The sequence below is a fragment of the Paenibacillus fonticola DSM 21315 genome, from assembly GCF_000381905.1.
GTDB classification, from domain to species: domain Bacteria; phylum Bacillota; class Bacilli; order Paenibacillales; family Paenibacillaceae; genus Fontibacillus; species Fontibacillus fonticola.
Genome location: NZ_KB907286.1, coordinates 14,559 through 29,299 on the forward strand (window position 1 = coordinate 14,559; position 14,741 = coordinate 29,299).

The 14,741-nt window shown below is 53.3% G+C and carries 14 protein-coding genes and 1 riboswitch; all 14 genes read left to right on the forward strand.

Features of this window, described 5'->3' with window-relative positions; all coding sequences use genetic code 11:
• Positions 1-40 precede the first annotated feature (40 nt).
• The 14 genes from G358_RS34330 to purH all read left to right on the forward strand — a co-directional run bounded on the left by G358_RS34330 (position 41) and on the right by purH (position 14,646).
• On the forward strand, positions 41-172 hold the full coding sequence (locus G358_RS34330; RefSeq protein ID WP_019640461.1) for a hypothetical protein: 132 nt from the start codon (positions 41-43) through the stop codon (positions 170-172).
• Positions 173-469: 297 nt separating this feature from the next.
• Positions 470-733, forward strand: a complete 264-nt coding sequence (locus tag G358_RS0127370) for a DUF1294 domain-containing protein (RefSeq protein WP_019640462.1) — start codon at positions 470-472, stop codon at positions 731-733.
• 83 nt (positions 734-816) lie between these two features.
• Complete coding sequence (locus tag G358_RS0127375; RefSeq protein ID WP_019640463.1) at positions 817-1,251, forward strand: universal stress protein; 435 nt, start codon at positions 817-819, stop codon at positions 1,249-1,251.
• Positions 1,252-1,851: 600 nt separating this feature from the next.
• A riboswitch (purine riboswitch) is annotated at positions 1,852-1,953 on the forward strand.
• Positions 1,954-2,228: 275 nt separating this feature from the next.
• On the forward strand, positions 2,229-2,732 hold the full coding sequence (purE, locus tag G358_RS0127385) for a 5-(carboxyamino)imidazole ribonucleotide mutase (RefSeq protein ID WP_019640465.1): 504 nt from the start codon (positions 2,229-2,231) through the stop codon (positions 2,730-2,732).
• Positions 2,732-3,955, forward strand: a complete 1,224-nt coding sequence (purK, locus tag G358_RS0127390) for a 5-(carboxyamino)imidazole ribonucleotide synthase (protein ID WP_019640466.1) — start codon at positions 2,732-2,734, stop codon at positions 3,953-3,955. The genes purE and purK overlap by 1 nt, the downstream gene beginning before the upstream one ends.
• Positions 3,952-5,250, forward strand: coding sequence for an adenylosuccinate lyase (purB, locus tag G358_RS0127395; RefSeq protein ID WP_019640467.1), 1,299 nt, complete (start codon positions 3,952-3,954; stop codon positions 5,248-5,250). Before purK ends, purB begins: the two co-directional genes overlap by 4 nt.
• A 31-nt stretch (positions 5,251-5,281) precedes the next feature.
• On the forward strand, positions 5,282-6,181 hold the full coding sequence (locus G358_RS0127400) for a phosphoribosylaminoimidazolesuccinocarboxamide synthase (RefSeq protein ID WP_019640468.1): 900 nt from the start codon (positions 5,282-5,284) through the stop codon (positions 6,179-6,181).
• Between the two features lie 225 nt (positions 6,182-6,406).
• A complete protein-coding gene (gene purS, locus G358_RS0127405) occupies positions 6,407-6,652 on the forward strand; it encodes a phosphoribosylformylglycinamidine synthase subunit PurS (RefSeq protein ID WP_019640469.1) in 246 nt (81 codons plus the stop codon).
• A gap of 3 nt (positions 6,653-6,655) precedes the next feature.
• Positions 6,656-7,345 (forward strand): phosphoribosylformylglycinamidine synthase subunit PurQ, encoded by a 690-nt coding sequence (gene purQ, locus G358_RS0127410; RefSeq protein WP_019640470.1) that lies wholly within the window; start codon positions 6,656-6,658, stop codon positions 7,343-7,345.
• On the forward strand, positions 7,323-9,566 hold the full coding sequence (gene purL, locus G358_RS0127415) for a phosphoribosylformylglycinamidine synthase subunit PurL (protein WP_019640471.1): 2,244 nt from the start codon (positions 7,323-7,325) through the stop codon (positions 9,564-9,566). Before purQ ends, purL begins: the two co-directional genes overlap by 23 nt.
• Positions 9,551-11,008, forward strand: coding sequence for an amidophosphoribosyltransferase (gene purF, locus G358_RS0127420; protein ID WP_019640472.1), 1,458 nt, complete (start codon positions 9,551-9,553; stop codon positions 11,006-11,008). Before purL ends, purF begins: the two co-directional genes overlap by 16 nt.
• Positions 11,009-11,104: 96 nt before the next feature.
• Positions 11,105-12,148, forward strand: a complete 1,044-nt coding sequence (gene purM / locus G358_RS0127425; protein ID WP_019640473.1) for a phosphoribosylformylglycinamidine cyclo-ligase — start codon at positions 11,105-11,107, stop codon at positions 12,146-12,148.
• A complete protein-coding gene (gene purN / locus G358_RS0127430; protein WP_019640474.1) occupies positions 12,148-12,780 on the forward strand; it encodes a phosphoribosylglycinamide formyltransferase in 633 nt (210 codons plus the stop codon). Before purM ends, purN begins: the two co-directional genes overlap by 1 nt.
• A 318-nt stretch (positions 12,781-13,098) precedes the next feature.
• The gene (gene purH, locus G358_RS0127435; RefSeq protein WP_019640475.1) at positions 13,099-14,646 is read left to right on the forward strand and encodes a bifunctional phosphoribosylaminoimidazolecarboxamide formyltransferase/IMP cyclohydrolase; all 1,548 of its coding nucleotides are present in this window, start codon (positions 13,099-13,101) and stop codon (positions 14,644-14,646) included.
• Positions 14,647-14,741: the final 95 nt, after the last annotated feature.

A 14,741-nucleotide genomic window follows, 5' to 3' on the forward strand; every position in this document is an offset into this window, starting at 1 on the left:
ACCGGCATGCTCGGGAACCTATGGATTGGAGGTGAAGAGCATGCCCCATCACAAATCAACCAAGATTAGAGATCAGCAGAACAAATCCAGCATTATGGAAGAAGCGGTTGAGCCGAAGCAGAAGAAGCAGGCCAAGAGGCCGCCTAGCCTGAATAATGTCCCGAAGATGTAAAGTGGATGAAAAGATGAGTCATTTATAAGACATTGGCTGACTAGCTAAGATTCATCGTCTAAATCAAATTGCCGAATCGACAATGCTGGTGCCCTATAAAATAGCTGATGGCGGATAATACAATGAAGGAACCAGTTTTCTGATCGAGCAGGCAACGTATAGCACTTAAGAAGGCTCCCGTAAAGAGTCTCCCTTAGAGGGGGCTTAGCGGGAGCCTTTTGTATTTATTCGGATAGCGTTATAATAGAGCTAAGGGAAACAAGTTGCCAAAGTCGGACGAAGATGGGGGCGGTGAGCATGAGATCCGGGCTGCTGCTCTGGTTTCTTATCATTAATGTAGTTTCGTATCTAGTGATGGCCGACGATAAGCGCCGTGCCCGTCAGAGGCGCGATCGTATTCCTGAGCGGACATTGTTTCTCTTGGCAGCCATCGGGGGGGCGCTCGGCGTGCTGACGGCCATGAACGTGAAGCGGCACAAAACGAAGCATGCCAGCTTTCGGGTTGGTATTCCGCTGTTGCTATTGCTGAATGCGGTGCTGCTGGGTTATTTTTTGTTCTAATTGGTTATTTAATTCAAGTACAGTTTATTGCACGATCTCGCTTCACTTGTAATTATTAAATAGACAAGGAGAGGTGCTGACTTATGTTATTTAACAAAATCGTTGCAGCTTATGATGGTTCGAAGGCGGCTACCAAAGCGCTGGATAAAGCGATTGAACTGGTGAAGTTATCGCCGGAGGCTACCCTTGAAGTAGTGCATGTATTTGATTTTCCGCGTTTCTATGTGGCGGAGGGATACGCCCCCGTACCGGCTTCCGTGAACCAGGATTTCTATGAACTGGCGGAGAAGACGGCTGAGGAAGCAAGGAACCGCTTGCACGAAGCAGGTGTGAAAGGCAAGGTCGAATTGATTCAGGGAGCGCCTGCAGAAGTTATTTTGGATTATGTGAAAAAGCACAATAATGACATGATCATTATCGGCAGCCGCGGCCTCGGAGGAATCCGCGAATTCGTGCTTGGCAGCGTCAGTCATAACGTTGTTCAGCATGCCCGGGTGCCTGTGCTGGTTGTTAAATAGTATATATGGAGAGAGTGTCCTTGGAGTTTAGGGCACTCTTTTTGTTGTTGGCTGGCGTTTGGGGAAGGCAAATAGGAGGTTACGCGGGTATGGGCGACCGAACGACTGTAGGCGGACGAAGGGAGTTTGCAGTGAAGTGTCGTGTTTTGGGAGCGGTGCGCGGGTATGAGAATGTTATAAATAGGAGGCACATAGGTGCTAATGAATACAGGAGGCGCTATTTGGCGAAAATGCAGGAATTTGTGAAGCTAACGATTACAGGAGACGCTATATGTTAAAAAGTTCAATTATCGTGTGGATTTTCGGTTAATAAGGTCCTCTATATTCGTTAGCATATTTAGCTTCACTAAAAAAGGCAGATAGCGCTTCTACTATTCGTTAGTGATGTTCAGAGGGACTACTATTCGTTAATGATGTTCAAAGGGACTTCATAAGCGAATCTCGCAACGTAAGTGGGACAAGCAAACCCGTCTAATTGTCGATCCAACGGGTTGGATAATGCCAAAAAGCGAACATTCCCTTTGTTCAATTTATTAATGTTCGGGTTTTAGTTGACATGAGCTATCCAGGATTGTTACACTGGTAAAGGACGGCGGGCAACCCGCCAATATGTTTTGAACTCGTATAAATCTGGGGATATGGCCCGGAAGTCTCTACCTGAAAACCGTAAATTTTCGGACTACGAGCGAATACGCCAGAAGGAAGCCGTCGATGCAAGAGGAGACTCTTTCTTCGTTTGATTGCAGAATCGACCTTAGAGGAACCACGGTCGTACGGGAATCACATTCATTCTGCAATATCAGGCAAACCTGTAGTAAGGGTGTATTCACTCGTGGTCCGGTAATCTGAAAATACTCGTTATTTCCAGAATGCTCCGGACTTTTTTTATGGGCTTCACCGGGGTAAGAGGAAATAAGCACGTAAAAATGACTAATAAGAAGTAACCAAATATTTGGATTGAAGGAGTGGGTTGAGGCATGTCAGCACAGGCACAAGTGGCAGTGATCATGGGCAGTACATCAGATTGGGAGACGATGTCCCATGCTTGCTCCGTTTTGGAGGAGCTTCAAATACCTTACGAGAAGCAGGTAGTATCCGCGCACCGCACGCCGGATTTGATGTTTGAGTTTGCGGAGCAGGCGGCTGGCCGCGGGTTGAAGGTCATTATCGCCGGTGCCGGAGGAGCTGCGCATTTGCCGGGGATGGTCGCGTCAAAGACGGTGCTTCCCGTGATCGGCGTTCCCGTGAAATCGGCGGCTTTGAACGGACTAGACTCCTTGCTCTCCATCGTGCAAATGCCGGGTGGAATTCCGGTGGCTACGGTGGCCATCGGCAAGGCTGGCGCGACTAATGCCGGACTGCTGGCAGCGCAAATGATCGGAGCATTCGATCCGGAAGTGGCGTCCCGTGTGCAGGAGCGCCGCGATCGGATTCGCGAAGAAGTGCTGGCCAGTTCGGCCGGCTTGGGGGAGATCAAGTAATGGATCGATCCCCTAATGCAGTAAATGGCGCTCAGGACAAGGGCGCTAAAAAAGTAATTCCGCCGGGCTCGACGATCGGCGTGCTTGGCGGCGGACAACTCGGGAGGATGATGACGCTGGCAGGGACGAACCTCGGTTACCGGTTCATCACGCTCGATCCGACGCCGTCATCGCCTTGCGGTCATGTGGCCGAGCAAATCGTCGCCGGATACGATGATCAGGAGGCTGCGAAGAAGCTGGCCGAGCGATCGGATGTAATCACGTACGAATTCGAGAACGTGGACGCCGGAGTGGCAGCGCTGCTCGAGGAACTGTCGCACGTGCCGCAAGGCAGCCGGCTGCTCTATACGACGCAGCATCGTTTGCGCGAGAAGCGGGCCGTCGAAGCGGCGGGAGCTACGGTAGCTCCCTACGCGGAGATCGGCAGTGAGCAGGAGCTGAGCGAGGCCGTGGCGCGGCTGGGCATCCCCAGCGTGCTGAAGACGGCAACGGGCGGCTACGACGGCAAAGGCCAATGGGTGATCCGCTCTGAAGCGGAAATCGGCCCTGCCTATGCCGAGCTAAGTAAAGCGGGTACCGAGCTAGTGCTGGAGCAATTCATTCCCTTCGTGAAGGAATTGTCCGTCATTGCGGCCCGCAGCCCGCGCGGTGAAATCCGAACGTTCCCGGTTGCCGAGAACGTTCATGTCGATAATATTCTGCACGCGTCTATCGTGCCTGCGAGAATTGATGAGAAAGTACAAGGTGAAGCGGAACGGATGGCTTCGCGGATTGCGGAGTCGATGGAAGCCGTCGGCCTGCTTGCTGTCGAGATGTTCCTGACGGAGGACGGACGGATTTACGTAAATGAGCTGGCGCCGCGCCCGCATAATTCGGGGCATTATACGATGGAGGCCTGCGCCACGTCGCAATTCGAGCAGCATGTCCGGGCGATTTGCAATTTGCCGCTCGGGAAAGCGAAACTGCTCACCCCGGTCGTCATGGTGAATGTGCTCGGCGAGCATGTCGATGATGTAAAGGAAGCGGTGGCAACCGGACGATGGGGTGCGGTGGAATCAGACCGCATTGCATCGGCAAACATCGTACCGAAGGTACATTTATACGGCAAGGCCGGATCGGCTGCCAAACGTAAAATGGGACATGTTAACGTGCTGTGCAGTGATGTGCAGGAGGCGATTGATTTTATACAGCAAACTGCGATTTGGAGGAGTCAGCCCATATGATCGAACGTTATAGCAGACCCGAGATGAGGGCGATCTGGACTGAGGAGAACAAGTTCACAGCGTGGCTGGAAGTAGAAATCTGTGCTTGCGAGGCTTGGGCTGAGCTAGGCGTTATTCCGAGAGAGGATGCCAAGCAGCTTCGCCGGAATGCATCGTTCGACATAGACCGAATTTATGAAATTGAGCAGGAGACCCGTCATGATGTCATCGCCTTTACCCGGGCTGTATCAGAAAGCCTCGGAGCAGAGCGCAAATGGGTGCATTACGGTCTCACTTCCACGGATGTCGTCGATACTGCTCTAGGTTATCTGTTGAAACAAGCGAATGAAATTTTGGAAAAAGACATGCTGAACTTCATTCAAATCCTGCGCGAAAAAGCCATAGCCTATAAGAATACGCCGATGATGGGCCGCACCCATGGCGTACACGCAGAGCCAACAACTTTTGGCCTGAAGCTGGCCTTATGGCATGAGGAAATGAAGCGGAACCTGGAGCGCTTCCGCCGGGCAGCGGACGGCGTCCAGTACGGTAAAATTTCCGGAGCCGTCGGTACCTACGCGAACATCGACCCGTTCGTCGAGGAATATGTTTGCAGGAAGCTGGGCACGAAGCCGGCGCCGATCTCGACGCAGACGCTGCAGCGTGACCGCCATGCTGAATACATGGCGACCCTGGCGCTGATCGCGACATCGCTCGATAAATTCGCGACCGAAATCCGCGCTCTGCAAAAGAGCGAGTTCCGGGAAGTAGAGGAAGCCTTCGCCAAAGGCCAAAAAGGCTCCTCCGCCATGCCGCACAAGCGCAACCCGATTGGCAGCGAGAACATTTCCGGCTTGTCCCGCGTCATTCGCGGACATATGGTGTCCGCTTACGAGAACGTGACGCTGTGGCATGAGCGCGACATCTCGCATTCCTCGGTCGAGCGCGTCATTCTGCCGGATGCGACGATGCTGCTCAATTACATGCTGAACCGTTTCGGCAATATTGTCGAGAATCTGACGGTCTTCCCGGAGAATATGAAGCGCAACATGAGCCGCACGTTCGGCGTTCCGTTCTCTGGACGTGTCATGACGAAGCTGATCGACAAGGGATTCAGCCGCGAGCAGGCCTACGATACGGTACAGCCTCGGGCGATGCAGGCCTGGGAGACACAGCGTCAATTCCGCGAGCTGATCGAGGAGACGCCGGAAATTACCGCAGTCCTAAGCAAAGATGATATTGAGGATGCCTTTAATCCATCCTGGCATTTGAAGCATGTGGATACCATTTTCCGCAGGCTGGGATTGGCTGAATAATATGCGAAGCAAGGGGAGGAAAGGGGCACATATGGCATCACCGGCGATTTCTACCGCAGTGGATCTGATAAACGTACCGCTGCTCTACAAAGGTAAAGTCCGGGAGCTATACGATTTGGGAGAGCATTACCTGATCGTGGTGACGGATCGCATCTCCGCTTTTGATTATGTGCTTGAGCCGGCGGTTCCTGACAAAGGGAATGTGCTCAATCGTCTGAGTGCTCACTGGTTCGGTCTTACCGGTCATTTAATCGACAATCATGTCGTTCATGCGGATGTCGAACGTCTGGGGGATGCCATTAAGGCCGAGTATAAGGAGCTTCTGCGAGATCGGATCATGGTGACCCGCAGGGCGGAGCGAATTCCTATTGAGTGTGTCGTACGCGGTTATATCACAGGAGGCGGCTGGAGACAGTATGAAGAGACCGGCGAGATTAATGGAACGAAGCTGCCGGATGGTTTGCGGAAGAACGATAAGCTGACTCAACCGATATTTACCCCTTCAGCCAAAAATGATGTCGGTCATGATGAGGAGATTTCCTTTGCGCAAATGAGCGGGCTGATTGGAGCAGAGCTTGCTGAACAGCTGCGTTCGAGGAGCCTTGAACTGTATGAGTTCGCCCGGAAATATTGCGAACAGCGGGGCATTATTCTCGCAGACTGCAAGCTGGAGTTCGGTTCCGTGGGCGGTGAGCTTATTTTGATCGATGAAATATGTACTCCGGATGCAGCACGCTTTTGGGCAAAAGAGAATTACGCTCTCGACACGGAGATCGACAGTATGGATAAAGAACCAGTCCGCACGTATCTTTCCCGCTCCGGCTGGGACAGAAACAGTAAGCCAGCCCCGCTTCCCCGGTTCGTTGTTGAAGAGACGGCCCGGCGCTATCTTGAAATATATCACCGTCTTACGGATCAGAAATCAGTTTGACGATGAGTAGTTTTTAAATGCGTATTATTTTTGAGATGAGCAGTTTTTATTACAGTATCAAGGCTGGAAGTGCCTGCGAGCGAAGTTGAAAAGTTATTTTATGAACATGCTCAAGCGGGTACTAAGGCTTTTACTATATACAGCAACATCAGCAGTAAAAAGTAGTAATAGCAATAATAGTTCAAATTTCAATCATTATTATTTTCTAGGAGGAACACGAGGAATATGATTAAAGCGTCCGTTTATGTCACCATCAAGCAAAGCGTACTTGATCCGCAGGGGGTTGCCGTACAAGGTGCACTGCATTCCATGGGATTTGCAGAGGTTGGAAGTGTCCGCATCGGTAAATATCTGGAGCTGCAGCTCGATACCAATGATCGCAACGAGGCGGAAGCCCGCGTCAAAGAAATGTGCGAGAAGTTGCTGGCCAATACGGTCGTTGAAGATTACCGCTTTGAATTGGAGGGTTAATCCATGAAATTCGCAGTACTCGTATTTCCCGGTTCCAACTGTGACATTGACTGCTACAAAGCCGTTGAAGACACGCTAGGCGAGCCAGTCGATTATGTGTGGCACACAGCCACAGATCTTTCTGCTTATGATTGCATCCTAGTTCCAGGCGGATTCTCTTACGGCGACTATCTGCGCTGCGGAGCGATTGCGAGATTTGCTCCGGTGATGGCCGAGGTCGCCAAAGCCGCCGAACAAGGTAAATATATTCTTGGCATCTGCAACGGATTCCAGATTCTGACCGAGGCGGGGCTGCTGCCAGGCACGCTGCGCCGCAACACGTCGCTGAAGTTCCGCTGCCATGATACCGTGCTTCGCGTAGAGAACAACGATAACCCGTTCACGACCCAATACCAGAAGGGCGAGGAGATTCATATTCCGATCGCTCATGGCGAGGGGAACTACTATTGTGATGAAGAGACGCTCGCGCAGCTGAAAGCGAACAATCAAATTATTTTCACCTACGTAGATAATCCGAACGGCTCCTTAGAGGATATCGCCGGCGTTTCCAATGAGCGCGGCAACGTCGTCGGCATGATGCCGCACCCTGAGCGTGCGGTGGATAGCCTGCTGGGGTCTGAGGACGGCAAACGTATGTTTACATCGATATTAAAGGCTTGGAGGGATCGGCATGAGTCAGCAAGTGTCCGCTAAGGAACCAAATGCAGAGCAAATCGCTGAACAGCAAATTTACAAACAAATGGGCGTGTCCGACAGTGAGTACGAGCTGATCTGCGGATTTCTGGGGCGCAAACCGAATTACACCGAAATCGGCGTATTCAGTGTCATGTGGTCCGAGCACTGTGCCTATAAAAATTCCAAACCGCTGCTTCGCAGATTCCCGACCGACGGACCACGTGTTCTGATGGGACCGGGCGAAGGCGCCGGCATCGTGGATATCGGCGACAACCAGGCGGTCGTCTTCAAAATCGAGAGCCATAACCACCCTTCCGCGGTAGAGCCTTACCAAGGCGCGGCGACAGGCGTTGGCGGCATTATTCGCGATATTTTCTCGATGGGCGCAAGACCGGTGGCACTTCTGAACTCCTTGCGCTTCGGCAAGCTGGAGAGCGACCGTGTGAAATACTTGTTCGAGCATGTCGTTTCCGGGATCGCAGGCTACGGCAACTGTATCGGCATTCCGACCGTCGGCGGCGAAGTGGTGTTTGACGATGCCTATGATGGCAATCCGCTAGTCAACGCAATGTGCGTAGGTTTGATCGAGCATGACAAGATTCAGCGAGGTGTAGCAAAAGGCGTAGGCAACCCGGTATTCTACGTTGGGCCTCCGACAGGCCGTGACGGCATCCACGGGGCAACCTTCGCATCCGAGGAGCTGACGGAGGAGTCCGAATCGAAGCGGACGGCCGTCCAAGTCGGCGATCCATTCATGGAGAAGCTGGTCATGGAAGCTTGTCTCGAGCTGATTAATTCCGGCATCGTCCTTGGTATTCAGGATATGGGCGCGGCAGGACTGACCTGCTCCAGCGCGGAGATGGCAAGTAAGGCTGGGAACGGCCTGGAGCTGTACCTGGATGAGGTCCCGCAACGCGAAGAGGGCATGACGCCATATGAAATGATGCTTTCCGAATCCCAAGAGCGTATGCTGTTCGTCGTTGAGCCGAAGGATGAGGCCCAAGCGATGGAAATTTTCGAGCGTTGGGGCGTAATCTGCGCCAAGGTTGGTAAAGTGACCGACGATGGACGCCTCAGACTGATCCACCAAGGGGAAGTCGTTGGCGATATGCCGGTAACGGCGCTGGTCGACGAATGCCCGATTTACAACAAGCCATCCGCTGTACCGGCTTATTATGAAGAAAATGCAAATGTAGATACATTGCGCTATGACGAAGTAACGGATTTGAGCGGAGCGCTGGATAAAGTGTTGTCCTCCCCATCCGTAGCGAGCAAAGCGTGGGTATATAACCAATACGATTACATGGTTCGCACCAGCACAGCGGTTCAGCCGGGCTCCGACGCGGCGGTCGTGACGATTCGCGGAACGCGTAAAGGGCTGGCCATGACGACGGACTGTAACGGACGTTTCGTTTACCTGGATCCTGAAGTCGGCGGACGCATCGCGGTCAGTGAAGCGGCGCGCAACGTCGTATGCTCGGGAGCCGAGCCGCTGGCGATCACGGACAACCTGAACTTCGGAAGCCCGGAGAAGCCGGATATTTTCTGGCAGATGGAAAAAGCGGTTGACGGCATGGCCGAAGCCTGCCGCGTGCTGGACGCTCCAGTTATCGGCGGTAACGTCAGCTTGTACAACGAGAACGCCAAAGGCGCGATTTATCCGACGCCGGTCGTCGGTATGGTCGGTCTTGTGCATGATACGGATCACATTACAACGCAAGACTTCAAGGCTGAGGGTGACGTGGTATTCTTGCTCGGCGAGACTTTCGCAGAGCTGGGCGGCAGCGAGTTCCAGGCAGTAGTTCATGGTGTTACAGAAGGACGCCCGCCAGCGCTGGATCTGAATGTGGAGAAAAAATTGCTGGACGGCGTACTGGCCGCAATCCAAAAAGGCCTGGTACAATCGGCTCACGACTTGTCCGAAGGCGGTCTGGCTGTAGCTGTGGCCGAATCCTGCATCAGCGGCGGCCTTGGCGCGAAGGTCGACTTCGCGACTGAGCTTCGTCCTGACTTTGCTCTATTCAGCGAATCACAATCCCGCATCCTGTTGTCGGCTACGCCGGACAAGGCTGCCGAGCTCGAGCAATTGATCGCGTCCTATGGCGTTCCAGTTCAAAAGATCGGTCAAGTCACAGGCGACAAACTGGAGATTGCTGTGAATGCCCGCTCCGTGCTGGCTAGACCAGTAAGCGAGCTGAAGCAGGTCTGGGAGGATGTAATTCCATGTCTGATGCAATAATACCGCAAGGGCTTTGGACAGGAGACTATTATAATCAAGGAACAGGCAAGAGCGATATTTTTGACACGTTAAAAGAGGAATGCGGCGTTTTCGGGGTGTTTGGGCACCCCGAAGCCGCCTCTTTGTCCTATTACGGGCTGCATGCGCTGCAGCACCGGGGAGAAGAGAGCGCGGGAATTTGCGTCACGAACGGCGCTGAGTTCAATTACCATCGCGGCATGGGGCTGGTGAAGGAAGTGTTTGACCGGGACCTGCTCGCTTCGCTGCATGGCAGCCGCTCCATCGGGCATGTCCGCTATTCTACGAACGGCGATACCAGCCTGATGAACGCGCAGCCGCTTATTTTTAAGTACCGGGACGGGGATCTCGCGGTAGCCACAAACGGCAATATCGTCAATGCTCCACAAATCCGTCATCAACTAGAGCAGAGCGGCTCTATCTTCCAGACGACGAGCGATACCGAAGTGATCGCGCATCTGATCGCCCGCTCGCCGAAGGAATTCGTCGAGGCGGCAAGGGACGCGCTCGCGCAATTGGTCGGAGGCTTCGCGTTCATGCTGCTGACGAACGATAAAATGATCATCGCCAGCGATCCGCACGGGCTTCGTCCGCTCACGATGGGCCGTCTCGGCGATGCCTATCTGTTCTCTTCCGAGACCTGCGCGTTCGAGGTGGTTGGAGCGGAGTCGATCCGCGATATTTTGCCGGGTGAAATGCTGGTGCTGGATGCGGAAGGCGTGCATGAGGATCGTTATGCAGAGCCTCAGCGCAAGGCGTTATGCGCCATGGAGTACATTTACTTCTCCCGTCCGGACAGCGACATGAACGGCTCCAATATGCATGCGGCCCGTAAACGGATGGGCCAGGTCATGGCTCAGGAATCGTTCGTCGATGCCGACGTCGTAACAGGGGTGCCGGATTCCAGTATTTCCGCGGCCATCGGTTATGCCGAGCAGACGGGCATTCCTTACGAGCTTGGCTTGATCAAAAATAAATATACGGGACGCACCTTCATTCAGCCGAGCCAGGAGCTGCGCGAACAGGGCGTGAAGATGAAGCTGAGCGCCGTACGGCGGGTCGTTGAGGGCAAGCGCGTCGTCATGATCGACGATTCCATTGTCCGGGGGACGACATCTCGCCGCATCGTCAATCTGCTGCGCCAAGCAGGAGCGACGGAGGTGCATGTGCGGATTACCTCGCCACCGTTCAAAAATCCTTGCTTCTACGGCATCGATACGCCGAGTCGGGCTGAACTGATCGCTTCCTCGAGGTCCATTGAAGAGATCCGCAAGGAGATCAATGCAGATTCGCTGGAATTTTTAAGCGCCGAAGGCTTGATCAGCGCGGTGGAAGGGGATAACGCAAAGGATTATAAAGGCGGCCTGTGTATGGCTTGCTTTGATAACGATTATCCGACGCGGACGGATTTTGCGGGCGAATAGAAGTTCGACTGCAGCTGTTAAATGAATATACAATGAAGCTGATGCGATTAAGTTAATGTGATTAAATAAAATGATTGTTTAAGGAGAGTGTCCTTCGTGTCTGAAGCCTATAAAAATGCCGGTGTGGATATCGCAGCAGGCAATGAAGCGGTAGAGCGGATGAAAAGTCACGTCAAGCGGACGTTCCGCCCTGAAGTGTTAACGGATTTGGGCGGCTTTGGAGCTTTGTTCGGCTTGAACAAAGATAAATATGAGGAGCCTGTCCTGGTATCGGGCACAGATGGTGTAGGGACGAAGCTGAAAATCGCCTTCGCAATGGATAAGCATGATACGATCGGAATCGATGCGGTGGCGATGTGCGTCAATGACGTTGTCGTTCAAGGCGCGGAGCCGCTCTTCTTCCTGGATTATCTCGCTTGCGACAAGGTCATTCCTGCGAAAATCGAAGCGATCGTATCGGGTATCGCGGATGGCTGCAGCCAGTCTGGATGCGCGCTGATCGGCGGAGAAACGGCGGAAATGCCGGGCATGTACGCTGAAGGCGAGTATGATATCGCTGGCTTTACGGTAGGCGTGGTTGATAAGAGCAAGATCATCAACGGAAGCACGATTGCTGCAGGTGATACGGTAATCGGCCTGGCTTCGAGCGGCGTGCACAGCAACGGTTTCTCGCTCGTTCGCAAGCTTCTATTGGAGCAATGCGGCTACAGTCTGCATGATACGCTGACTGAGCTTGACGGAGCACGGTTAGGCGATGTGCTGCTTACGCCGACCAAGCTGTATGTGAAGCCGGTTTTGGCTTTGCTGGAGCAGGTACAGGTGAAAGGAATGGCGCATATTACGGGCGGCGGATTCATCGAGAATATTCCTCGCGTGCTGCCTGACAACGTCAATGCTGAGATCGATCATGGCTCATGGCCGATCCTGCCGATCTTCGAGCTGCTTCAGCAGAAGGGCGATGTCAGCAACCGCGACATGTTCACGACCTTTAACATGGGAGTTGGACTGGTGATTGTCGTAGCGAAGGAAGATGCCGGGAAGACGGTTGAGGCGCTGCGCGCGGCTGGAGAAACGCCTTATGTGATCGGCCGGATTACGGAAGGCAGCCGGGAAGTGAAATTTACGGGAGCGGACGCATAATGACGGACAAAACTGTGGGGAGCCAAAGGCCATACCGGATCGCGGTCTTCGCTTCCGGGCAGGGCAGCAATTTCCAGACGCTGCTGGACTCCTCCCGTGAGGGCAAGCTCGGAGCGGAAATCGTGCTGCTCGTCTGCAACAAGCCAGAGGCTCCCGTTGTCGAAAGGGCGCGCCGTGCCGGCGTGGAATGCTTCCTGTTCGAGAAGAAAGCCTATGCCTGCCGCGAGGATTATGAGGCGGAAATCGCCCAGGAGCTGGAGCGCAGAGGCGTTGACCTGATTGTGCTAGCTGGATATATGCTGCTGCTGACTCCGGTTCTGGTTGACGCTTATCAAGGACGTATGATCAATATCCACCCGTCCTTGCTGCCTGCTTTTCCAGGGAAAGATGCGATCGGGCAGGCTTGGGAATACGGCGTCAAGATCACCGGGGTGACGGTGCATCTGGTTGACGGCGGCATGGATACGGGGGCTGTTATTGCCCAAAAGGCCGTAGAAATCGCACCGGAGGATACAGTAGAATCTCTGGAAGATAAGATACACGCCGCTGAACGGGATTTGTATCCGCAGGTGGTTAGCTGGTTTGCCGCGGGCAAAGTCAAGATCGATGGGCGGCGCATTACGGTAGGCTGAGCAAAGACCAGCCGCAGATAATGACAGGTACACAGGATTCGCTGCAAGCTAAAACGAACTTAGCTGCGGATTCCGAGCATGTTTAGCGAAATTACGTTGTCGTACTGAGGGTACAGCCGCGAATTGCGGTCTAATTTCTTAGAGTGGATGTCGATTGACGTTTTTATCATGTGGTTATTTGTATCGTTTTCGATATTTCCCGAGAAATATCGGGTCATGGATCTGGATGATCGAATAGAGAAGAATTATTGCCATTAGCCGGTCCGGTCTGAAGCCGGGGCGTTATTCTTGCCATAATCATAGAGGAGGAAGCCAATCGTGAGTATCAAAAGAGCGCTGGTCAGCGTTTCGGATAAAACGGGTATCGTGGATTTTTGCCGCGGGCTGTCGCAATTAGGAGTAGAAATCATTTCAACGGGGGGCACGAAAAACCTGCTGTCGAAGGAAGGAATTCCTGTCATCGGCATCTCCGATGTCACGGGCTTCCCGGAAGTGCTTGACGGTCGCGTGAAGACGCTGCATCCTGCTGTTCATAGCGGGCTGCTGGCGGTAAGGGACAGCGCTGAGCATCAAGCGCAAATGAAGGAGCTTGGTCTGGATTACATTGATCTGGTCGTCGTCAATCTGTATCCGTTCCAGGAGACGATTGCGAAGCCGGATGTCACCTATGAGGATGCGATTGAAAATATCGACATCGGCGGGCCGACCATGCTGCGTTCTGCTGCCAAAAACCATGCTTTCGTCTCCGTCGTCGTGGATTCCGGCGATTACAGCAAGGTGTTGGATGAGATTGCTGCCGAGGGAGACACAACCTTGGATACGCGCAAACGGCTTGCGGCCAAAGTTTTCCGTCATACGGCGGCTTACGATGCCTTGATTTCCGATTATTTGTCGAACGTGAACGGGGATCCGCTTCCTGAACGCCTTACAGTTACTTACGAGAAGATTCAGGATCTTCGTTATGGCGAGAATCCTCATCAGAAGGCAGCATTCTACCGCAAGCCGTTGGCTGCGGCGGATACGCTCACTTCGGCCGAGCAGCTGCATGGCAAAGAGCTTTCCTATAATAACATCAATGACGCGAATGCGGCTCTGCAAATCGTGAAGGAATTCGAAGAGCCGGCAGTTGTAGTCGTTAAGCATATGAATCCTTGCGGCGTAGGCATTGGGGAAAGTATTTACGAGGCATTCCGCAAAGCGCATGAGGCTGATCCGGTATCGATCTTCGGCGGCATCGTAGCGGCAAACCGCATCATCGACGAGGCGACGGCTCTGCTGCTCAAGGAGATCTTCCTGGAAATCATCCTTGCCCCTGGCTTTACGGATGAAGCTCTGGCCGTACTGACGCAGAAGAAAAACATCCGCCTGTTGAAGGTAAACGGCCTGGAGCTTGGTGCCAGTCGCAAGAGCCAGCTCGTGGTCACTTCGATCGACGGTGGCATGATCGTTCAGGACAGCGACGTTCATTCCTTGCAGGAGTCCGATCTGAAGGTTGTGACCGATCGTGCTCCTTCCGAAGAAGAATTGAAGCAGCTTCTATTTGCCTGGAAAGTAGTTAAGCATGTTAAATCTAATGCGATCGTATTGGCGAATGACAACATGACGATCGGCGTAGGTGCCGGACAAATGAACCGAGTCGGCTCGGCGAAAATCGCCATCGAGCAGGCCGGCGACAAAGTGAAGGGCAGCGTGCTGTCTTCCGATGCGTTCTTCCCGATGGGCGATACGGTAGAAGCCGCGGCTAAAGCCGGTGTGACGGCGATCATCCAGCCGGGCGGCTCGGTCAAGGACGAGGAATCGATCCAAATGGCGAACAAGTATGGGGTCGCTATGGTCTTCACCGGCATCCGCCACTTCAAGCACTAGAGAGGTAGTTCAAAAAGTCATCTTTTGATCACGAAGTAGTTCAAGTAGCGAAATCGGCGTCGAATCTTGAATTCAACCGGGGCTTCCGGTACTCA

What these genes read in the sequence shown, in the direction of transcription:
- purF (WP_019640472.1), top strand. Translation starts at nt 9,551, where the DNA reads ATGTCTGATGCAATAATACCGCAAGGGCTTTGGACAGGAGACTATTAT.
- purS (WP_019640469.1), top strand. Translation starts at nt 6,407, where the DNA reads ATGATTAAAGCGTCCGTTTATGTCACCATCAAGCAAAGCGTACTTGAT.
- purK (WP_019640466.1), top strand. Translation starts at nt 2,732, where the DNA reads ATGGATCGATCCCCTAATGCAGTAAATGGCGCTCAGGACAAGGGCGCT.
- purL (WP_019640471.1), top strand. Translation starts at nt 7,323, where the DNA reads ATGAGTCAGCAAGTGTCCGCTAAGGAACCAAATGCAGAGCAAATCGCT.
- purN (WP_019640474.1), top strand. Translation starts at nt 12,148, where the DNA reads ATGACGGACAAAACTGTGGGGAGCCAAAGGCCATACCGGATCGCGGTC.
- G358_RS34330 (WP_019640461.1), top strand. Translation starts at nt 41, where the DNA reads ATGCCCCATCACAAATCAACCAAGATTAGAGATCAGCAGAACAAATCC.
- purQ (WP_019640470.1), top strand. Translation starts at nt 6,656, where the DNA reads ATGAAATTCGCAGTACTCGTATTTCCCGGTTCCAACTGTGACATTGAC.
- G358_RS0127400 (WP_019640468.1), top strand. Translation starts at nt 5,282, where the DNA reads ATGGCATCACCGGCGATTTCTACCGCAGTGGATCTGATAAACGTACCG.
- G358_RS0127375 (WP_019640463.1), top strand. Translation starts at nt 817, where the DNA reads ATGTTATTTAACAAAATCGTTGCAGCTTATGATGGTTCGAAGGCGGCT.
- G358_RS0127370 (WP_019640462.1), top strand. Translation starts at nt 470, where the DNA reads ATGAGATCCGGGCTGCTGCTCTGGTTTCTTATCATTAATGTAGTTTCG.
- purB (WP_019640467.1), top strand. Translation starts at nt 3,952, where the DNA reads ATGATCGAACGTTATAGCAGACCCGAGATGAGGGCGATCTGGACTGAG.
- purE (WP_019640465.1), top strand. Translation starts at nt 2,229, where the DNA reads ATGTCAGCACAGGCACAAGTGGCAGTGATCATGGGCAGTACATCAGAT.